Annotated in this window: 22 protein-coding genes and 1 pseudogene; 16 read left to right on the top strand and 7 right to left on the bottom strand. The window is 38.7% G+C overall.

Features of this window, described 5'->3' with window-relative positions; genetic code table 11:
- Positions 1-107: 107 nt before the first annotated feature.
- The 4 genes from F564_RS0107695 to F564_RS0107710 all read right to left on the bottom strand — a co-directional run bounded on the left by F564_RS0107695 (position 108) and on the right by F564_RS0107710 (position 2634).
- Positions 108-626, bottom strand: a complete 519-nt coding sequence (locus F564_RS0107695; RefSeq protein WP_028122123.1) for a hypothetical protein — start codon at positions 624-626, stop codon at positions 108-110.
- An 8-nt stretch (positions 627-634) separates the two neighbouring features.
- The gene (locus tag F564_RS0107700) at positions 635-1888 is read right to left on the bottom strand and encodes a hypothetical protein (protein ID WP_028122124.1); all 1254 of its coding nucleotides are present in this window, start codon (positions 1886-1888) and stop codon (positions 635-637) included.
- Positions 1804-2214: a hypothetical protein gene (locus F564_RS20175; RefSeq protein WP_076605661.1), complete on the bottom strand. Its 411-nt coding sequence runs from the start codon at positions 2212-2214 to the stop codon at positions 1804-1806. Before F564_RS20175 ends, F564_RS0107700 begins: the two co-directional genes overlap by 85 nt.
- A 168-nt stretch (positions 2215-2382) precedes the next feature.
- The gene (locus F564_RS0107710) at positions 2383-2634 is read right to left on the bottom strand and encodes a hypothetical protein (RefSeq protein ID WP_028122126.1); all 252 of its coding nucleotides are present in this window, start codon (positions 2632-2634) and stop codon (positions 2383-2385) included.
- A 129-nt stretch (positions 2635-2763) separates the two neighbouring features.
- On the opposite strand from F564_RS0107710, the gene F564_RS0107715 reads away from it, so the two are divergent.
- Positions 2764-3114 carry a helix-turn-helix domain-containing protein gene (locus tag F564_RS0107715; protein ID WP_028122127.1) on the top strand — a complete coding sequence of 117 codons (351 nt, stop codon included), beginning with the start codon at positions 2764-2766 and terminating at the stop codon, positions 3112-3114.
- Here the strand turns inward: F564_RS0107715 and F564_RS0107720 are convergent.
- Positions 3111-5483 (bottom strand): heavy metal translocating P-type ATPase, encoded by a 2373-nt coding sequence (locus tag F564_RS0107720; protein WP_028122128.1) that lies wholly within the window; start codon positions 5481-5483, stop codon positions 3111-3113. The genes F564_RS0107715 and F564_RS0107720 overlap by 4 nt on opposite strands.
- A gap of 95 nt (positions 5484-5578) precedes the next feature.
- Here F564_RS0107720 and F564_RS0107725 point away from each other — a divergent pair, with 95 nt between their 5' ends.
- From F564_RS0107725 to F564_RS0107745, 5 genes are all read left to right on the top strand, one after another.
- Positions 5579-6292, top strand: a complete 714-nt coding sequence (locus tag F564_RS0107725; protein WP_028122129.1) for a Crp/Fnr family transcriptional regulator — start codon at positions 5579-5581, stop codon at positions 6290-6292.
- A 122-nt stretch (positions 6293-6414) separates the two neighbouring features.
- Positions 6415-7230, top strand: a complete 816-nt coding sequence (panB, locus tag F564_RS0107730; RefSeq protein WP_028122130.1) for a 3-methyl-2-oxobutanoate hydroxymethyltransferase — start codon at positions 6415-6417, stop codon at positions 7228-7230.
- Positions 7231-7306: 76 nt separating this feature from the next.
- A complete protein-coding gene (locus F564_RS0107735; protein WP_228373877.1) occupies positions 7307-8155 on the top strand; it encodes a carboxylesterase family protein in 849 nt (282 codons plus the stop codon).
- 12 nt (positions 8156-8167) lie between these two features.
- The gene (locus F564_RS0107740) at positions 8168-8494 is read left to right on the top strand and encodes a hypothetical protein (protein ID WP_028122132.1); all 327 of its coding nucleotides are present in this window, start codon (positions 8168-8170) and stop codon (positions 8492-8494) included.
- 193 nt (positions 8495-8687) lie between these two features.
- Positions 8688-9380, top strand: a complete 693-nt coding sequence (locus F564_RS0107745) for an RluA family pseudouridine synthase (RefSeq protein ID WP_028122133.1) — start codon at positions 8688-8690, stop codon at positions 9378-9380.
- A gap of 59 nt (positions 9381-9439) precedes the next feature.
- Here the strand turns inward: F564_RS0107745 and F564_RS0107750 are convergent, their stop codons facing one another.
- Positions 9440-11650, bottom strand: coding sequence for a TonB-dependent receptor domain-containing protein (locus tag F564_RS0107750; protein WP_154656823.1), 2211 nt, complete (start codon positions 11648-11650; stop codon positions 9440-9442).
- Between the two features lie 176 nt (positions 11651-11826).
- On the opposite strand from F564_RS0107750, the gene F564_RS20925 reads away from it, so the two are divergent.
- The 10 genes and pseudogenes from F564_RS20925 to F564_RS18920 all read left to right on the top strand — a co-directional run bounded on the left by F564_RS20925 (position 11827) and on the right by F564_RS18920 (position 18873).
- Positions 11827-12099, top strand: a complete 273-nt coding sequence (locus F564_RS20925) for a histidine kinase (RefSeq protein ID WP_228373878.1) — start codon at positions 11827-11829, stop codon at positions 12097-12099.
- Between the two features lie 12 nt (positions 12100-12111).
- Positions 12112-12369: a LytR/AlgR family response regulator transcription factor gene (locus F564_RS20930; RefSeq protein ID WP_051259600.1), complete on the top strand. Its 258-nt coding sequence runs from the start codon at positions 12112-12114 to the stop codon at positions 12367-12369.
- Between the two features lie 15 nt (positions 12370-12384).
- Positions 12385-12522: pseudogene (locus F564_RS20935) on the top strand (DNA-binding response regulator); the annotation flags it as partial.
- Positions 12523-12599: 77 nt separating this feature from the next.
- Positions 12600-12818: an acyl carrier protein gene (locus F564_RS0107765; RefSeq protein ID WP_028122136.1), complete on the top strand. Its 219-nt coding sequence runs from the start codon at positions 12600-12602 to the stop codon at positions 12816-12818.
- On the top strand, positions 12818-14032 hold the full coding sequence (locus F564_RS0107770) for an ANL family adenylate-forming protein (RefSeq protein WP_028122137.1): 1215 nt from the start codon (positions 12818-12820) through the stop codon (positions 14030-14032). The genes F564_RS0107765 and F564_RS0107770 overlap by 1 nt, the downstream gene beginning before the upstream one ends.
- Complete coding sequence (locus F564_RS0107775; protein WP_028122138.1) at positions 14029-14751, top strand: SDR family NAD(P)-dependent oxidoreductase; 723 nt, start codon at positions 14029-14031, stop codon at positions 14749-14751. The genes F564_RS0107770 and F564_RS0107775 overlap by 4 nt, the downstream gene beginning before the upstream one ends.
- Positions 14752-14763: 12 nt before the next feature.
- Positions 14764-15339, top strand: coding sequence for an acyltransferase (locus F564_RS18915; RefSeq protein ID WP_084406791.1), 576 nt, complete (start codon positions 14764-14766; stop codon positions 15337-15339).
- Positions 15340-15556: 217 nt separating this feature from the next.
- Complete coding sequence (locus F564_RS0107785) at positions 15557-16108, top strand: RNA polymerase sigma factor (RefSeq protein ID WP_228373880.1); 552 nt, start codon at positions 15557-15559, stop codon at positions 16106-16108.
- Between the two features lie 10 nt (positions 16109-16118).
- Positions 16119-16490, top strand: a complete 372-nt coding sequence (locus F564_RS0107790; RefSeq protein ID WP_051259602.1) for a hypothetical protein — start codon at positions 16119-16121, stop codon at positions 16488-16490.
- Between the two features lie 427 nt (positions 16491-16917).
- Positions 16918-18873, top strand: coding sequence for a M4 family metallopeptidase (locus F564_RS18920; RefSeq protein ID WP_051259603.1), 1956 nt, complete (start codon positions 16918-16920; stop codon positions 18871-18873).
- A gap of 116 nt (positions 18874-18989) precedes the next feature.
- Here F564_RS18920 and F564_RS0107800 read toward each other — a convergent pair whose 3' ends face one another.
- Positions 18990-21260, bottom strand: coding sequence for an aconitate hydratase (locus tag F564_RS0107800; RefSeq protein WP_028122141.1), 2271 nt, complete (start codon positions 21258-21260; stop codon positions 18990-18992).
- Positions 21261-21274 lie beyond the last annotated feature (14 nt).

The raw sequence follows: 21274 nt of genomic DNA on the forward strand, positions 1-21274 counted from the left end.
CATCTAGGTTATTCATAACGTATTAGATTGATAGTCAATACAATATACGAAATTTTCGTATTATGAGTAACCTTTTTTATAATGCACTACGGGTTATTATACTGTCATTATTTCTTGCTACTATCTTTTATTTTTATATACCTTAGATAATCTCCCTCGATATACTGCATATTATTTTCTTTAGTAGCTTCTACAACTGGAGTGTAAATATATAAGGCTATTGCACTATCTCTTTTTCGGTAATAAAGATTAATTGTCCCCCCACCATTGAAGTCTTTCGAAAATAAATTAAAAAAAAGACTTGGGTGTTTGTCTTTATAATTGTTTACATATCCTGTTTTATATTTAGTTTTATTATATATTATTGTTCGGTCTTTGTAATTAACTATATTTCGAACTATAAAAGATGTGTCTTTTACAATGTTTATTCTAAGATTTGCTGTATCACTGATATTATATCTTTTTTTCGAATCTTTATCTAATTCATATTCTCCTATTAATTCCCTAAATGGTAAATCTTTTGTTCTGTCAAATTCCTCAAAATCTTCATTTAAAGCACCTTTAGGGCCAAAATCACAACTCAAAAGAGTTGTGATTAATAATCCTGATAAAATAATATTTCTCATAAAATTATTTAAGGTACAGTTACAATCTCATACCAGCCAAACGTTTGCCCGATAGTACCCCCAAGATGGATTCCTGTTCCTATTGGCTTATCAGGGAAACCGCTGTCATTATTCGGGTTATTATCATTATCATTAAGCCCTCTTGTTCCAGATGTCCAGCCGGTTTTGTTCTTCACAACAAAGGTCAACTTGTATTGGTTGTTTCCTAAAGCGGTTATATGAACTGTTGTCTGGTAAGACCCCAATGTAAATTGAAAACCATCAAGATTCTTAATAGTATCTACACCCGCATCGAAATTAAATATCCATTCTCCATTTAAAGGAGATAGATTATTTTGAAATTTTATTTGATTAATAGCATCATTTTTTAATTGCATAACTGGGCCAGAAGAAAAGCTTCCATTGCTCAATGTTTTGTGAGCAGATAGATATCTCATTTGGTTTAACTGGTTGGGGATGCCTGATATTGTATAGTCTGCGCCAGCAAATCCTATCGTTGGCATTGTCCCAAGTCCCGTAGAATTGTTTATGGGAAAATCTCCCAATTCAAAAAGCCAACAGGCCACTATGTCTTTCCATTTCATTGTATGCACATCCGTGTTAACATTTCCGTTGGCTTGAACATAACTTCTTAAAGGATCTATGTAATTTTGGTTTAGTGCGTTGATCTTTGTGTCTGGGATGTTTTCTTTGAAAAAAGAATACACCATTTTGCCCATTCTTACAGCGTCAGGGATTTTGCTTTTAACATAATTTTTTATATTTATTTTTATCTGATCCCAACTTATTAGATTATTGGTACTAAGTATTTGATCAATATTGCCACTGCTTTTAGCTCTTAAAAAATCTGTTATTACATTAGCAACAGCAACTTTGGTGGCAATATTATCTGCATCATTCAAATTAGTATCATTGAAAAGGATGTTTTTCAAATTTACTGAATTTTGATTATAATAGGTGGCAATTTGGCTATTTTGAGGTTGGCTTAAATAGTTAATTGCCCATTTGATTGTAGCAGCACCTTGCTGGTTGTTATTGGCTCTTATATAGTTAGCAAGATTTGATGTAATTGCCGAATTATTGGTTAAAAAATTCTTTTCAGCCGTAGTAAGAGCATAAGAATTATTGATGGCTGTTAAGGTATTGTTGAGATAAACGGAAGGTATATAGACTGTAATCACGCCACCAGAGCCACCTCCGCCACAGCTTGGCGTAAAGCTCCAGTGGTTTTCGCTCCAGTACAAACTGTTTCCATCCAACATTTTAAAACTCCATTTTCGTCCTCAGCACATCGTAAGGTTGTAGTGCAATATCCGCCACCTCCGCCACCGCCAGTGTCGCCACCTCCGCCTCCTGTGCCGCCACCCGAGCCGCCAGATCCGTTACCAGTCCATCCGCCGCCCGGCGTGCCACCACCATCGGTTCCGCCACCTGGGCCTTGAGGGATGGTTGGGCAATCAGGGCAAGGCGGCGGTGTACACCCTCCATTACCAGCAAGATAATCAATAGATGTTTCTAAGCTTCCATCTAATGAGTAAGTGCTTATATTACCGGAAAATAAAGAGTAGTTGTCATTACCATTAATCAACCAATCTTCAGTGGCTTGTAAACCACGATGTTTGCATTTTCTACAGTATTTCCGTCTGTGGTAGTTTTGATCTCCAGATTATAAGTTTCCGATGTGTCAGTAACCTTATTTGGTAGTACTGGAAATATGTAAAAATTCGCACCATCATTTTGAGTTTCTATAATATAATCAGTTTTTAATATCTCCGAATATGGTTTCTGCCTTCCCTTGTATCGACTGATGATTTTTCAAAGGCACTTTGAAATTGTCTGTTGCCTCTTGCAAGGTACTGATGATGTGCGGGATTTCTGATTTTGGTACGACACGGAACTGTTGAGCTTGCTGATTGGTAAAAGAATCATCAGATGTTAGATTTTCACTTCTACAACCTAACATAAGGAATGCCACGAAAGCAAACCATAATAGATGAGTTTTTTTCATAGACGTTTTATTTTAAAATTTGTTTTACACAAATATATCAACTAAATTTCATACAGTTTATATCATAAATTACTGTCATGTGTATTATTTTTCTAAGTAAAAATGGAAATTTGAGAAAATATTTCCAATATGACATTAGGCGAAAAACTGAAAAGAGCAAGGGTAATGAAAAATTTCACTCAGGAATATCTGGCTGACAATCTTCGTGTATCACAAAAGGCGTATTCTAATTTTGAAAACGATAAAAGTAATCCCGATTTTTCTCAAGTAGAAAAAATAGCAAAAATTCTAGATATGAATATTTTGGATTTTTTGAGTGGGGGTAATATAAGTCAGAATAATTCTGAACAAAAAGGGGGAGTTGCTTTGGCTATTAATTCCACAATTAATCAATTATCAGAAAAATTAATAGGGCAATACGAAGCCAGAATTAAAATTTTGGAGGAACAACTTGAGTATTGGAAGAATAAAAGCAATTAAATTTTAAAATACTTAGTACTTCTCCACCACGTGGAAAGTGTCGTGAATGTTACCACCGTTATAGAACTTATCGGCATAAAAATCGCCGCAAAAAGTGGGTGCATATTTCCAGTAACTGCAAATCCTACACCGACAACATTGTAACACAAACTTATTATGAATGTGATTTTTACAATCGTGATGGCGTCTTTCGCAAGTGCCAAAAATTTATCCAAATCTGGGATTTTTTCACCATTCATAATCACGTCGGAAGAGGGTGTGAAAGAATTGCTGTCATCCGAAATTGCGATTCCAACATTGCTCTGTTTCAAGGCGCCAGCATCATTCAATCCGTCGCCGAGCATTGCAACTTTTTGTCCTTTGTCCTGAAGTTCTTTGATGTAATCCAGCTTGTTTTCCGGATTCTGGTTGAATTTCATCTCAGAAACAGTCGGAATCAGTTTTTCCAGAATTGATTTTTCTGAAGGATTGTCACCACTCAAAATATGGATTCTGTAAGTTTTCAGATGGCTGAAAAGTGCAGACAGATTGCTTCGGTATTCGTTCTTGAAAGTGAATTTCCCAACGAAGGTCTCATCTTTTTTAATGTAAACCGCCGTTTCCAGATCCTGCGATTTCTCGCCTGTGAAGCTTGCGGAACCAATCCTATAAAGCGTTCCTCGGACTTTTCCTTCGTAGCCTTTTCCAGAAATTTCTACAAAATCTTCCACTTCAAAATAATCATCATTAACCTCAATAAAATGATAAAGCGATTTGGAAAGCGGATGGTTTGAGTTTTTCAAAAGCGACTTGATATTTTTCAAATCAAAAGCTTCGATCTCAGTTCCAACATAATTGATGCTGGATTTTTTACTTTCAGTAATGGTTCCTGTTTTGTCGAAAACCAAAGTGTCTATTTTCGCCAGTCTTTCAATGGTCAAAGTATCTTTTACATAGAAATTATTCCGACCTAAAATCCTCATAATGTGACCAAAAGTGAACGGTGCAGACAATGCCAAGGCACACGGGCAAGCCACAATCAAAATCGCTGAAACCACCTGAAACATTTTTTTCATATCGATTCTTGCCCAATAGATTCCGGCAAGAAGTGTGATGGCTAAGATAATGAAGGTGAAGTATTTGCTGATTGTATTTGTTAAAGTGTCAAGTCCGGTTTCGAATTTTTTGAAAGCTTCTTTGTTCCAAAGTTGTGTCAGGTAACTTTGATCTACGCTTTTGATCACTTCCAGTTCTAAAACAGAGCCCGATTGCTTACCGCCCGCAAAAATCTTATCACCTGGTTTTTTGGAAATGTGAGCAGATTCTCCCGTAATAAAGCTGTTGTCTATGTTGCCTTCACCTTTAATCAAAATAGAATCAACGGGTATGATCTCCTGATTTCTGACCATAATACGGTCTCCAACGGCCAGTTCTGAAAGTAAAATATTGTCCTGCTTGCCGTCGAAGTCCACCTTGGTAACCGCAATGGGGTAGAAAGATTTGTAATCCCTGTCGTAGGAAAGTGTGTTGTAGGTTCTCTTTTGGAACATTTTCCCCATCAGCATAAAAAATAGTAATCCACATAGCGTATCGAAATAGCCAGGGCCATAGTCTGTCGCGACTTCATAAATACTTCTGCCATAAAGGACGAAAATTCCTAAAACAATCGGGACGTCGATGTTGATAATTTTATTTTTCAAACCATACCACGCAGATTTGTAATAATCGGAAGCGGAGTAGAACACCACGGCCGTCGCCAGCACAAATAAAATGACCCTAAACAAGTGTTTGTAGGAATGGAACCAGACGTCATCTCCAGAAACATATTCCGGAAAGCTGAAGAACATTCCGTTCCCAAATGCAAAGCCCGCAATCGCAAGTTTGATGAGGAGCGTTTTGTCGAGTGTATCGTGTTTTTTATCAGCAGTTTCCAGGTTGATCACTGGTTTGTAGCCAAGATTGGTTAGGAATTTTGCCAGTTCGCTCAGCTTCAGTTCGTCTTCTTTAAAAGAAATCTGGACTGTTTTTCTGGTAAAATTGACCTGGGAATACTTGATGCTCTTATTGATCGTATGAAGGCTCTCGAGAAGCCAAATACAAGAGGAGCAATGGATGACAGGGATTTTGAAGGTCACAAGCGTGGTGCCGCCTTCGGAGAAGTCTACAATTTTGCTAGAGATTTCCGGCGTATCAAGATAATCGAATTGTGAATTGTTTTCGTTGTTGGGTTTTATGCCAGAACGCTTATTGATATTGTAAAAATTATCAAGATTATGAACATTAAGGATTTCATAAACCGATTGGCAACCGTTGCAGCAAAACAATTTTTCATCAAAAAGAATTTGTTCCTTATCGATATTTTGCCCGCAGTGAAAACATGGTTCTGCCATTAAAAAGTACTCAGATATTTGGATGACAAAATTACGTCAAAAATATTGGTATGTAGCGGTAAAAAGTCTTATTTTTGCTGACAAATATCATAGGTATGTCTCTTGAACAACAATTGGTTATCGAAGAAAATTTCTCGAAAGCTTTCCATAAAGATTCTTTGCGAAAAAGTCTTAATCCTGAAGATTTTGAAGTGTATGAAAAAGCACTTAAAGTTTTGGAATTTGCAAAAGGTGAAGTCGTTTTTGAAGATGGAGAATCTCCGAAAGGTGTTTATTTTATCGAAAATGGAACTGCAAAACTATCAAAATCAGGCGTTTATGGAAAAGACCAAATTCTCAGATTCTGCAAAGAAAATGATTTGATAGGTTACCGTTCTTTGCTTTGTGGTGAAAATTTCCAGGCCAATGCCGAAGCGATGACGCCTATGAAAGTTCAGTTTCTGCCTGGCGATATTTTTCTTCATTTGCTGCAGGTTGATTCCAAATTATCTTACGCAATGCTCCAGAAAATTGCCTACGAGTTAGGAGAATCTGCCAATACCGTCACTTTTCTGGCACAGAAAACGGTGAGGGAGCGATTAGCAGAAATCCTTATTTTACTGGAACAAAAGCTAGGAACGGATCCGGAAGGCTTTATCAAAATTTCTTTGACGAGAGAAGAGATTGCCAATCTGATAGGAACTGCTACAGAAAGCGCCATCCGCTTAATCTCCGAATTCAAACAAGATGGTCTGATCTCTGTTGAAGGCAGAAATATCAAAATCTTAAACCGCGACAAATTGATCAAGCTAGGTCACGTCGTTATATAAATGATAATCGATGAATGATAATTGATTTGCAATTCGTCATTCGAAATAAATTATCAATCTTACTTTATCAATCATTATTAATGGTTATCATTGATCATTAATATTTTATCATTAATAATTCTATGTCTGTACACTCCGAGATTAAAAAGATCACCACTGAGACCTTGCGCAAAATGAAATTCGATAAGGAAAAGATCACAATGCTGACGGCTTACGATTACACCACTGCAAAAATGGTAGATGCTGGCGGTGTCGATTCTATTTTGATCGGCGATTCGGCAGCAAACGTAATGGCTGGTTTCGAAACCACTTTGCCCATTACGCTGGATCAGATGATCTACCACACACAATGTGTGGTGCGTGGCGTGGAAAGAGCGTTGGTGGTAGCAGATCTACCATTCGGGACTTATCAAAGTCATCCGGAAAAAGCTTTGGAATCTGCGGTAAGAATGATGAAGGAAGGCGGTGCGCACGCAATCAAAGTAGAAGGAGGCAAAGAGATTGAAGAGTCTATCAGGAGAATCATCAATGCGGGAATTCCTGTTTGTGGACATCTCGGATTGACGCCGCAAAGTATTTATCAATTCGGTACTTATAAAGTAAGAGCCAAGGAAGATGCAGAAGCAGAAAAATTGATCAGTGATTGTCAACTTTTGGAAGAATTGGGTTGCTTCGCTATAGTGCTCGAAAAAATCCCAGCAGCGTTGGCGAAAAAAGCTTCGGAGAGTATTTCGATTCCGACCATTGGGATCGGAGCAGGGCAGGATTGTGATGGGCAGGTTTTGGTTTACCATGATATGGTTGGGATGAACCAAGGTTTTTCTCCAAAATTCCTAAGACGTTACCTTGATCTGTACACAGAAATTACCGGTGCTGTTTCACAATACGTGAAAGATGTGAAAAGTTCTGAGTTTCCAAATGAGAAAGAAAGTTATTAATCCTATATTTCAGAACATATCAAACCCTTTCATTCATCAAAACATTGAAAGGGTTTTTAATTTTAAAACATTCAGAATGGTTCAGAAAATTACTAAATTCTTATCATTTGTTGTCATTATCATCTCAGTTTTTTCCTGCATTTGTCAAACAAAATCCGGAATTAGAACAGAGATCTATGACAAAAAAGATTCACTAAAAGGTCTGGCAAGAATTAAGGCAATCAAAAAACTTGACTATTCAGATTTCAAAGCTGGCAATTTAAAAGAAGGAGAAACAGAAGTCCGTTTCCGATTGTTAAAGCCAAAAAATAATGATCAAGCCAAAAAGTATCCTTTGATCCTGGTTTTCCATGGTTCTGGAGCCATTGGTACCAATAATACCGCGCAAATGGGCATTTTGTCCAAGATGTGGCTGCTTCCGGAGAATAGGGAAAACCATCCGTCCTATGTTCTGTCGCCTCAGTTTCCGATCCGTTCTTCCAATTATCATCTCGATGAAACCATAAATGTAAAAGCTTCTCAATCCAATGCCCATCTCGATCTCGTTTTGAAATCCATTGATTCCTTGATCATTCATCATAATATAGACCCCAACCGGATTTACATCACCGGATTTTCTATGGGCGGATCTACGACGTCCAATGCGATTTCCAAAAGACCAGATCTTTTTGCAGCAGCCATCAATGTTTCCGGAATTTCTCAGTTTGACAAAATGGATCAATTGACGAAACTGCCCATTTGGCTCATCCACGGAAGTCTGGATACGGACAATTTGCCGCAAAGTAATTTCAGGTTTTTTGACGAAATGAAAACCAAAGGAAATGTCTTTCTTTGGGAGTACAAGGACAAATACCACAACAATATTCTCTCTGCCGAGTTGGTAGATGAGATCCCAAAATGGCTTTTTAAGCAAACTAAAAAATAAAATTTAAAAACAATGAAAAATTCCAATACCATACAAGGTGTTTTATCTATTCTGGCATTGATCTGCCTTGCTGTAGGCTGGTTCAACCTGTTTTCCCCGGAGATCACGGACTTGCTTTACCAACGGTTTTTTTATGTCCTGATAGGTCTTAGTTTTGTGTTTCAGGCACAGTCTTTTCTCAATCAAAAGTTTGTATATCTGATGTACATTGCGGCTGGCCTATGCATCGTTGGTGCATTTTTGCCATTCGATTCCCAGTTTGCAAGGATCAAAACCATTGGGCTATTTACCGGCGTTATCGTTTCTGTATTTAACAGACAGAGAGTTTCCAGGGATTAAGGTTTTTATGGCAGCTTTTCCGCCTTCCGTTCCCAAACCTAACGGAGTGGTTCGACGGAGTCCATCTTTTTTGCAGGCGATTTCTAGTCCCACAGAACCTGAAGTCCAAGGAAAAAAAGGATTTCCACTCAAGTCGGACTGCGTCTGTTAGGGCCTTTAGCACAATGTATTATTTGATAATTAATAACCACTTATGAATCAGGATTTTTCTGAAGATCAAATCGTTTTCGAGGACAACCATATGATGGTCATCAACAAAAAAGCCGGACAGCTCGTTCAGGGTGACAAGACGGGTGACTTGTCTTTGCTGGAACTGATCAAAGATTTTATCAAAAAAAGAGACAATAAGCCAGGCAACGTTTTCCTGGGTTTGGTTCACAGGATAGACAGACCGACTTCCGGATTAGTCATTTATGCCAAAACGTCCAAAGCACTTTCCAGGTTGACTGTGATGGTAAAAGACCGCGAAGTCAAAAAAACATATTGGGCACTTGTGGCGAAAGAAATGATCCCAAAATCCCAAAGACTGGTTCACCATCTTCAGAAAAATGAGAAGACGAACAAAGCCACTGTATTCGTAAAGCCAACAGATGGCGCAAAAGAATCAATCCTGACATACCACGTGATCAGGACTTTGGATAATTATCAATTACTGGAGATTGATTTGGAAACGGGTCGTCATCATCAGATCCGGGCACAACTTTCAAAAATAGGCGTTCCGATAAAAGGTGATTTGAAATACGGGGCACCACGTTCCAATCCGGATGGCGGTATTTCTCTGCACGCCAGAAAACTCAATTTTGTTCATCCGGTGACCAAAGAAAATATGGAGATCACAGCAACAGTTCCTCAGAATGATGCGGTTTGGAAAGCTTGTGAGTCCTAATAGAAAAAGCCGAAAGATGAATTTTGTCTAGCGGCTTTTTTGTGACAGATTTGTTGTAATTATTGCAAACCGATGCCTGCGCCATCGTCCTGTTTATCTTTTTTTAGCAAGTTCGGGTTTTCTTTGGCAAGCTTGTTTCGGGTGGGAATCTTGTAGTTAAAGGAAATCCCGAAGTTCTGCGCATCGAAACGGTTTCCTAAGAAAATAGGGCCGTCTTTGTAAACAGAACGTACTGCATTTTCCTGGGTTTTAAGAACATCGTTTGCAAAGATGGAAACACTCAGCTGGTCTTTCATGAATTTTTTGGTTGCCGTGAGATCCAAACTGTGATACCAAGGCTTTTCCATAAAATAATAGAACCAGTTTCCCTTGGTCATGTTATTGTAAGTCGCTACAAATTTAATTTTCTGAGGCAGGATCAGTTGTGCCATCAGATTATAAGTCCAGAATCCTTTTGCCTTAAAATCAGGAATGTCATGCACCTGATATGCTGCATACACATAAAGGAAATTCATAGTATCAGGATTGATGTTCATTTTCAACGTTTCAGAAACGCCTTTCGTGAATAGCATAAAAGGAATGGGCATGCCGAAATTAAAATTATGGATTCTCATTTCCGAAAGATTCACAAAACTGTTTCTGAGGGTGAAAGCATCTCGCCCGTCAATTATTTTGTTGTTCGCATCAGGATAAAATTTCTCTGCAATCTGCGCATTTTGATTACTCGCTACGCTGACGTTATAACCTACGAATGCATAATCAAAGGCAGAAATCTTCGCTTCAAAATTATTAAAAACCGTAGGCTGGAGATTCGGGTTTCCGCCAAACTGAATGCTTCCGTTCTGGTAATTGGTATTGTTTGGATTTAATGAATTGATATTCGGAAGCTGGATTTTCTTATTGTAATTCAGCATCAAGTAAACCTGCTTGGCAAAGTTGTACTGAACTGTTGCATTAGGGAAAAATCTGAACTGCTTGAACGGCGTCAATTCAGATTCCGTAATCTCATTCTCCACAGTGTTTTTTGTAGTTCCAGAAATGTCATAATCTTCTGCCCTTAAACCAAGAATGAAATCAAATTTTTTCAGCCTTGTCTGTAGTTCCAGATAAGACGACGCGGTTTGTCTGCTGTAATCCAGATTGGTAAAACTGCCGTTGAACGCTTCGAAGTTTAATTTTTCATAGATTCCTCCGAATGATAATTTTCCTTCATCTAATAATTTGATCGGTTGTGAGTAGTCCATTCGTAATGTTCCTACATCTTGCTGTGAACTGTTTGCTGAAGGATAATTGGTCTGAGCATTGTTTTCACGGCGCACGCCGTTCTGCTGAAAGTCTGTGTCAAAACGATTATAAGTTGCATTGATATCCAGTTTCTTACTTTTATTATTGAATTTTATCTGGTAGGTTGCACTGGCTTCCTGACGGAGGTTTTCGTTGTTGGTCTGGTCACGTGTGGTGTAATCTACAATGGTAGTTGGTAGATTGCTGTCTAATTGAGGATAGTACCCGGAACTATGGATTTGATTGTCATTATTATTCTTACCCACGTCATAATTCACTAGCAAACGATCTTTTCCAATGTCAAAAGTAACAGCAGATTTCAGGAAATAGCCCCGCTGGATTCTTTCGCTGAACACCTGTGCAATGGCATCGGTCACACTATTGGTGTAATTTTCACGATAGTTTTGTCCAAAATTAAGCTGCCAACCAAAGTATCTGTTTTTTGCATTCAGGAGAAGGGAGTTGTTGGTTCTGTTTCGCCATTGATCATCATTGGTGAAAGAATATCTTCCGGAATAGGTCGCAGATAGGTAGTTTTTAGCATTTTTATTGGTGATGATATTTATAATAGCGCCGCCGGAAGTGGCCGGAAACTCGGCACCTGGTTGTGTGATGACCTCTACACGCTCTACAGAATTGGCTGGCATACCTTCCAGATAAGTATTAAGATCGTTACTGCCTATATTGAGCGGTCGGCCGTCCATGTAAACATCCAATTGTTTCCCCTGATACATCATTCCGGCAACATCTGAGATGATGAGTCCGGGAAGTTTTTTCAGCCCTTCGCTCAGATTGCCTGTGGTGAGATAGGCTTGGTCCGAGAAATCAAAAATGGTTCTGTCTGCTTTTTGTTCTACTGCTTTTTTGGTTTTGGCAATCGTAACCGTTTCGATTTGTTTTTCGCTTTCCTTTTTCGGCGTTTCTTGTGAAAAGTAAAATTGACTGGTGCATAAAAGACTGACAACAAGCGTAGATTTGATTTTCATAGTGAAGTTTGTACCCTAATTAGACTGTCGGTCTTTCAATTTGTTACATTTTAAGTCTATGGTACCCTGTTTTTTTCTTCGAAGTTGATATTTTTTTTACTGAGTTGTTTCTTGTTCCCAAAAGTATAATTCACGCTCGGGCGGAAACTTCTGCCATCTCAATAATTATTCATCAGTTGTGTGCTGTCTTCAAAGTACAGCTCACCACAAAATCTCTGTCAAAAGATGTTGATCACCGTTGCGTTGATTTGTATGAAGCAAATATACAGGCTTTGAAGACCCAAATCAATCCGCATTTTATGTTCAATACACTTAATGATATCTACTCTCTGGTTTGTCAGAAATCTGAAAAAGCGCTGCCAGCGATAGAAGGACGGAGCCAGTTATTAAGATACAACACGAAGGATTTGGAGAGAGATTTCATTCCATTGGAAAAAGAAAACGGTTAGCTGGAAAGCCCGATGCAAGTCATCGATTGTCTTCTGAAGCCTATTTCGTTTGGCCGTTTCGAAAAAAGTGCTTTGAAAGCGCAGGAAAGATGTTCGGATAATGAAACTTTAGCAAGTGATTATTTCTTTGTCAAATCGTCCGGAACAAAACATAAGATCAATTTCGTTGAAATCCTCTATGGAGAAAGCATCAAGGATTATGTGAACTTCAAAACCGAAAATCAGGAATATATCGTCCTTGAAACTTTAAAATCTTTGGCACATCTGTGACCATACCACTTTGTACGGGTGCATAAATCATTCATCCTCCATGTTGATAAAATTAATAAAATAGACATTAGGTGTGTTATGCTGACTACTGGAAAAGAAGTGTCACTAGGTGAAACGTACAAGTCCGAATTCTTATTAAAATTGGAGTCTTGATACATTGCGTAGCGATTTATTCTAAATAATTTATTTTAAAACAGAAATAATTGTAAATTTGCGTACACAAAAAAAAGATGGAAGAAAAATTACTCAATATAATCAATTCTATAAAAATAAATAAATTTGAGGATGCTGTTTTGGAACTAAACCCGGAACAAATGCTCAGAGAAGATCTTAACTTTGATTCCTTTGATTTGGCAGAACTTACTGTAAAAATTGAAGAGGAATTCGGAATCGATATTTTCGAAGACGGTTTGGTAAACTCGGTTAATGAAATCTACGCCAAACTGTAATGTTCTTCCTCATAGACCGCAATATTTCCTTGTCTTACCAAGAGATCTTGCAACATATCAATTCTTCCAATGCCTACACAGATTGCTACATTTATCCGGATCTGAAATCCTTTTTTCTGAATTGGATCTTCGCTTTGGTCAATGACAGACATATCGCGTTGATGGATTCTGACCTTTCTGAGAAAGAAATCGCAACCAATAATCTGGAAATCAACCAATTGGTAAGGGTGCCGCAGCCTAAGAAATTACATTCTGTTGAAGAATTGGTTACTTCTGTGCGGTATTCCCTTTCTGAGATTACGCTTTTTACTTCGGGGACGACAGGTTTCACGAGAAAATTCACGCATCCGCTGAACAATCTGATTAGGAAAATCAATGTTTCTGAAGAAAGGAAAAACGATGTCTGGGGTTTTGCCTTCAATCCTACGCATGTTGCCGGTGTTCAGGTTTTCTTTCAGGCCATTCTGAATCGAAATCTTTTGGTCAACGTTTTTATGGAGCCGAAAGAGATCGTGATCAAGGCCATTGATCAATATAAAATCACAAATCTTTCCTCAACACCCACTTTTTACAGATTGCTTTTGCCTCTTCATCAGTCTTTTGATTCTGTCATAAAAATCACGATTGGCGGCGAAAAATCTGATAATTATCTGATCTCACAAGTCGAAAAATATTTCCCGAATGCAAGGATCAACAATGTTTACGGCTCTACGGAAACAGGACCTCTGTTTTCTTCTAAGAGTGACGAATTTGTAGTTCAAGATAAGCACATTGGTTTGGTAAAAGTAGTGGAGGACGAGTTGTATATTCATAAAGATCTTTTCGGGGAAACGACTCAGCTCACTTTGATAGACGACTTCTACGCAACAGGTGACCTTGTAGAATGGATTGGTGAGGAGGAAAAAAAATTCAGATTTACCTCCAGAAAAAACGAATTGATCAATGTTGGTGGTTACAAAGTGAATCCGTACGAGGTAGAAGATGAACTCACGAAGCATCCAAAGATCAGGAATGTAAGGGTGTTTGGGAAGTCAAATGCGGTGCTTGGAAACATCATCTGCTGTGATGTAGAATTGCTCCCAGACTCAGAATTGAAAGAACAAGACATCCGGTATTTTCTGAATGGGAAAATTCAAAATTTCAAAATTCCAAGGAAAATTAGCTTCGTAGAAAAAATAGAATTGACAAGAACCGGAAAAAAGAAAATCGTATGAATGTATTAATTACTGGCGTTTCCAGAGGCGTCGGATTAGAAATGAGTCAGTTGTTTCTGGAGAAAGGACATACGGTCTATGGCATCAGCAGAACAGAATCCGAAGCTTTGAAAGCTTTGGAAAAACAATATCCCGACCATCTTTTCTTGAAAGTTTTTGATTTGTCAAATCCGCAAGACATCAAACAGTCTGTTTTCAGGGATTTTGTGACCAATCAGATTCCGCTCCATGTTTTGATCAACAACGCCGCAACAGCTTACGATGATATTGTGACGAATCTCAATTATGATGATTTGAAAACAATGTTCGATGTCAATCTTTATTCTCCGATGTTTCTGACAAAGTATGCCATAAGAAATATGATTTACAACAGGGTTGCGGGAAGCATTATTCATATCTCATCCATCAGTGCGCACACTGGTTACAAAGGCTTATCAATGTACGCGGCCTCAAAAGGTGCTCTGCAGTCATTTTCAAAAAATGTTTCCAGAGAATGGGGCGAACGAGGCATCCGGTCCAATATTGTAGTTCCAGGTTATATGGAAACCGCAATGAATGCCAAGTTAACTGCTGAACACAAAAACAGGATCTTCAAAAGGACCGCTTTGAAAAAGGAAACCGATATGAGATCCGTTGCAGAAACCGTCTTGTTTCTGTCAGACGAACGCTCTAAATCTATCACGGGTCAGGAGATATTTGTAGATTCTGGCACACTTTAGAACTAAACAGGTATGATGAATCTAATATATAAAATACTCAATCTGATTCCCAAAACAATTGCAAAAATTGAGAAACTCTACTCTTTTAGCGTCCTCAATGCTCATTCCGGAGTGACGCTACATTCGGATCTTAGAATGGGGAAGGCTTCTGTTTTTGAATTGGATGATAATGCGAAATTCGAGATTGGGAAAAATGTCATCTGGAGAGATCACACAGCCATCAGAATCAGAAAAGGTGGCCATTTGATCTTTGGTAACAATGTAGACCTTAGTCATTATATTTCCATCAACTGTCTGGAGAAAATAGAACTGGGCGAGGACACTTGTGTTGCCGAGGGTTGTAAATTTTATGATCACGATCACGCGTTCGATACCAAACCGGAATATGTATGGTACAAAAGTAAATTCAATACAGCGCCAATCATCATAGGGAAAAATGTGAAGATCTACAGCAATGTGACAGTGCTCAAAGGGGTAACCATTGGTGATAACTGCATCATCGGCGCCAATTGCGTGATCTCAAGAAATGTACCTTCCAACTCTATCATCTTTGCGAAAAACGAATTGATGAGAGTGCCTTTGATGTAAAATATTTCTCTCGGATGCCGCCGCCGCGACAGGGATAGTAAGGGCGCGAGCCAGACGAGCGGTCTTGTGAAAAAGCCAGGAATAGGCGTTGGATTTTCACAAGACGAAACCCCTGGATAGCCCGGCCGTCGCCCTGATCAAAGATATATCAATAAACTTTAAAGTAAAACATCTCGCGTGGCGTCATATTCATATGGACGCGCTATCTTTACTGCAAATGACCGAAACTAGATCTGCATCTATTACAGAAGTCGTAAAAAATTACGGCTCCCAACTCTTGCGCTTTATCAATTCTAAAGTGGCAAAGACGGAGGATGCAGAAGATATTCTACAGGAAGTCTGGTTTCAAACCAGCCGACTTACCAATCTGAATGAGTTGGAAAATGTCGGAGCCTGGCTCTACTCTGTCACAAGGAACAAAATCATCGACAGTTACCGCAAGAAGAAAACAGAATCTCTGGAAGATTTTGTCTATCAGGACGAAGACGGTGAACTGAATGTGAAAGACATTCTTCTAGCGGATGATAGCAATAATCCTGAGGTCGGGATGTTCAAAGATCTTTTTTGGGAAGAGCTGATGAAGGCTCTGGAAGAGTTGCCAGAAAAGCAGAAAAGGGTGTATGTTCAAAATGAGCTGGAGGATAAAACCCTACAGGAGATCGCAGATGCAGAAGGTGAAAACATCAAAACAATTATCAGTAGAAAGTCTTATGCGGTCAAACATTTGCGTAAAAAGATGCAGCGGCTTTATAATGATTTGAAAAATTAATTTTAAGAAAATGAACAAGCATAAAAAGAAATTTTGGTTAGCACTTCCTTGCGTGATTGTCGCAATAGGATTGTTTATTTGGTTTTTCCAATGGCTTTGGAATATCGTTTTGCCTGATGTTTTGGGCGTGAAAGCAATTACTTACTGGCAGTCTCTTGGGATTTTGGTGATTTCCAAAATATTATTTGGAGGATTGGCCAATGCAAAAGAGAAATTTAGAAATCGGAAACGGTTTGGGCATGATGATGGGGAAATGTGGAAACAGAAATTAGAATCCAGATTCTGCGGAACCGAGGAAGAAAGAGACAAAGTGAAACAGATGTGGAAACAGAGATTTGAGTCCAAGTTTTGCAGGCAGGAATCTCAAGAGAATAAAGTTTAAAATCACTATTTCAAAAAAATGTGATTGCCGTAACCCAAAAGTTTTCCTTTCGGGTTTTTTTTATTGTTTTATGGATGTTTACTTATGAGATCTGTAGGATGTTTTAAATTGATAATCAATAAGCTTCGGGTCTTGAAAGCATCAATATTGATATTTATTTTAATGCTTGCGTGCTTGAATAGTTTTAAGATAAAATAGTCATTTTTTTCGATCGGATTGATTGGTTTAATTTGAAATTGTAATTTATTTTTAGTTTATTATTTGTTTTAGACGAATCTTTTTAATAAGTTGAATTCTAGTTTTATGCTGTTGTTGTATTATGGCTTAAATACTATAGTTGCTTTTTGTTTGATAAATATTTAATAAATAATGTTTTTTGTTATAAAATATTTTTAATTTTGGTTAGATAATCAAACATGTAATATTTATGAAAAACAAATCTACGATTGTTGCTGCGATGTTTCTTTCAGCACATTTTTTTGCTCAGAATTCTTTAGCAAAAGTGACACCAGGAAAAGATGGTTTTTATCCTGAGAATGTAAGATTCAATAAAGGAAAAGAGCCAAGTTTCAATAACTTGCCTGTATTGTATGATGAAGCGGGCAAAAATGTTTCGCAAGGAGAGGGTTTTAAAATTAAATCTGATAAAGATGCTTTAGGTGTTGAAACCTCCCGATTTCAGCAAACCATAAACGGAATCCCTGTAGAGTATGGCATTGTGAATGTTCATGTAAAAGATGGGAAAATAATAGCTCAGAATGGGGTGTGGGTGAAAAATGTAACACAAGGAAATGCCTCATTAGCAAAGCAAAAAGGGATCAGCGAGCAAATCGCGCTGTCCAATGCTTTGAATTTTATCGGAGCCGAATCTTACAAATGGCAAGATGCTGAGGAAGAAAAATTTTTGAAATCTGAATCGAAAAATGAAAATGCTACATTTTATCCCAATGCAAAATTGGTGTATTACTTTGATCCTTCTGATCTAGATGTAAAAAAAATGACTTTGGCTTATAAATTTGATATTTATGCACAAGCACCAGTGAGCAGACAATACGTTTTTGTAGATGCCAAAACGGGCGCTATTTTAGGAACAGATTCTATCATCAAAGAAACCAACTCGCCTGGAACCGCGGTTACAGCATACAGTGGGACACAGGCCATTGTTGCTGATAAAATAAGCGCAACTTCTTACAGATTGCGTGAAAGTGGCAGAAATGGCGGTGCCGCAGTAGAGACTTATAATCTGAAAAAGGGTACCAGTTACGCCAAAGCTGTGGACTTTACGGATACTGATAACACTTGGAATAATGTGAATACAACTCTTGATCAGTACGCAACGGATGCACATTACGGTGCAGAAAAAACACTGGATTTCTATTTTTCTAATTTTGGAAGAAAAAGTATTGATAATAATAATTTTGCCATCAAATCTTACATTCATTATTCCAGAAGTTACTTTAATGCGTTTTGGGACGGTACAAGGATGACTTATGGTGACGGCAGTTCTGTCAATGGCAACAAGCCACTGACTGCGTTGGATGTTTGTGGTCACGAGATCACACACGGGTTAACGACATTCACTGCAAATTTGGCTTATCAGAAAGAATCAGGTGCGCTGAATGAAGGTTTCTCTGATGTTTTCGGTAATAGTGTAGAGTTTTGGGCAAGACCTACAAAAGCCAGTTGGAAATTGGGTGAGGATTTCAACTATGTTATTCGTGATATGGCAAATCCTAACGCTTATCAGCAGCCAGATACATACCTTGGTACATATTGGGTGAATGTCGTAGGATGTACGCCATCTTCTGCAAATGATAATTGTGGTGTGCATACCAATTCTGGTGTGCTAAATTATTGGTATTATTTATTGACAAATGGCGGATCCGGAACCAATGATAAAGGTTTTGCGTACAGCGTAACAGGAGTGGGATTGACCAAGTCTGCAGCTATTGCATACAGAACTTTGGCTACTTACCTTACCTCGGCTTCAAATTATTTGAATGCGAGAACCTATTCTCTTCAGGCAGCTGCGGATCTTTACGGCGCTACAAGCAATGAATATTCACAGGTAAAAAACGCTTGGAATGCAGTAGGAGTTGGCGGCGGAACTTCTGCGGCAGGAAAAATGGCAGAAACGACAACAGTACCAATTTATAAAGTAGTTGCAGATACAAATACAGCGACCATCGTTTTCAATAGCGCTATTGCTGATGTGAAAAACATACAATTAATAAGTGTTACTGGGAAAAAGATAGTTTCGACTTCTGCAAAAGCTATAGCTGGGGCAAACAGAATAGAAGTTGCAATCCCTTCTAATGCATCTACTGGTGTTTATTTGGTTATAGTAAATGGCGAAAAAGCGGGTTCATTTATCAAAAAATAATCATGGAAGGCGGTACCAATTTTTAGTAAATGTAAAAGTTCTAATAATTGTAAAATTAGAATATGAAAAAAAATGCCTCCAGCTCAGGAGGCATTTTCTATGAAAAAAAGAAGCAATTAGTTTTCCTTTTCCATTAATTTAATAAGATTGAGTGCAGATCCTGCTTTAAACCAGGCAATTTGTCCTGCATTGTACGTGTGGTTTGTAATAATAACGTCCTTGGTTCCGTCTGCGTGAAGAAATTCTAATGATATTTGTTTTCCTGGTGCAAATTGATCCAGATCAAGAAAATTAATCGTATCGTCTTCCTGGATTTTATCATAGTCATCTTTGTCTGCAAAAGTGATCCCCAACATCCCTTGTTTTTTGAGGTTGGTTTCGTGGATCCGGGCAAATGATTTGACCAAAACAGCTCTTACGCCCAGATGTCTAGGCTCCATGGCAGCGTGTTCTCTGGAAGAACCTTCGCCATAATTTTCATCACCAACTACGATGGTAGGAACGCCGCTTGCTTTATATTGTCTTGCGGAATCTGGAACCGGTTTGTACTGTCCATCTTCTTCGTTCTTGACATTGTTGGTTTCCATATTGAAGGCGTTTACAGCACCAATCAGCATATTGTTGGAAATATTATCAAGATGTCCTCTGTATTTCAGCCACGGTCCAGCCATAGAAATATGATCGGTTGTACATTTTCCGTACGCTTTGATCAGAAGTTTTGCACCAGTGATATTTTTGCCGTCCCAAGGTGTGAAAGGTTCTAGCAACTGCAGTCTGTCTGATGTTGGAGAGACCGCCACTTCTACCTTAGAACCATCTTCTGCTGGTGCAATATAACCGGGATCTTCCACATCGAACCCTAATCTTGGAAGTTCATCACCGTTTGGTTCATCAAGAAAAACCATTTCGCCATTTTTGTTTTTAAGTTGGTCTGTCAAAGGATTGAAGGTCAAATCTCCTGCAATTGCCAAAGCAGTGACCAATTCTGGCGAACCTACGAAAGCATAAGTGTTTGGATTGCCATCTGCTCTTTTGGAGAAGTTTCTGTTGAAGGAGTGTACGATGGTGTTTTTCTCTTGTTTATCAGCACCTTCACGAGCCCACTGTCCAATGCACGGTCCGCAAGCGTTGGCGAAAACTTTACCGCCGATTTCATCAAAAGTTTTCAGAAATCCATCTCTTTCTACGGTGAATCTTACTTGTTCAGATCCTGGTGTAATGGTATATTCTGCTTTTACTTCCAGATTTTTTTCTTTGGCCTGTTTCGCAACAGAAGCTGCTCTTGCGATGTCTTCATAAGAAGAGTTGGTGCAAGAGCCAATCAATCCGACTTCTATTTTTGTTGGCCATCCGTTTTTATCAGCTATTTCTTTCATTTGAGAAATAGGCGTTGCCAGATCTGGCGTAAATGGACCATTAAGATAAGGTTCCAACGTATCAAGATTAATCTCAATCACTTCGTCAAAATATTTTTCTGGTTCTGCCAAAACTTCTGGATCAGCTTTCAAAACGTGAGCAATGGCATCAGCGGCATTGGCCAAATCTTCTCTGTCTGTTGAACGGAGATATTTGCTCATATTGTTATCGTAAGCGAAGATTGATGTGGTTGCTCCAACTTCTGCACCCATATTACAAATGGTTCCTTTTCCGGTACAAGAAAGTGATTCTGCACCTTCTCCGAAATATTCTACAATGGCTCCGGTTCCTCCTTTTACGGTAAGGATTCCGGCTACTTTGAGGATGACATCTTTTGCTGCCGCCCAACCGTTTAGTCTTCCTGTCAGTTTGACACCGATCATTTTCGGGAATTTCAGTTCCCATGCCATTCCTGCCATGACATCCACAGCATCCGCTCCACCAACGCCAATGGCAACCATTCCAAGTCCACCAGCATTAACGGTATGGGAATCGGTTCCTATCATCATCCCGCCAGGGAAAGCGTAATTTTCTAAAACGACTTGGTGGATGATCCCAGCTCCGGCTTTCCAGAATCCGATGCCATATTTGGTAGAAACAGATTGAAGGAATTGATAGACCTCGTTGTTTTTGTTTTCAGCTTCAATCAAATCTTTTGCGGCGCCAACTCTTGCCTGGATCAGGTGATCTGCGTGAACGGTTGACGGGACAGCGACTTTCTTTTTCCCGGCCTGCATAAATTGCAAAAGCGCCATTTGAGCTGTTGCATCCTGCATTGCCACTCTGTCTGGTGCGAAGTCTACATAAGATTCTCCGCGCTTGAAGGTTTCTTTTACTTGCTTGGAGTCCAAATGTGCACATAGGATTTTTTCGGAATAGGTAAGAGGTCTTCCCATGAAAGCTCTTGCATCGTTCACTCTGGCTTCGAAGTCAGAATAAACTTTTTTGATCATCTCTAAGTCAAAAGTCATATCTCGATTTTATT

Origin of the sequence: Epilithonimonas tenax DSM 16811 (genome assembly GCF_000428485.1) — a bacterium.
Taxonomy (GTDB): domain Bacteria; phylum Bacteroidota; class Bacteroidia; order Flavobacteriales; family Weeksellaceae; genus Epilithonimonas; species Epilithonimonas tenax.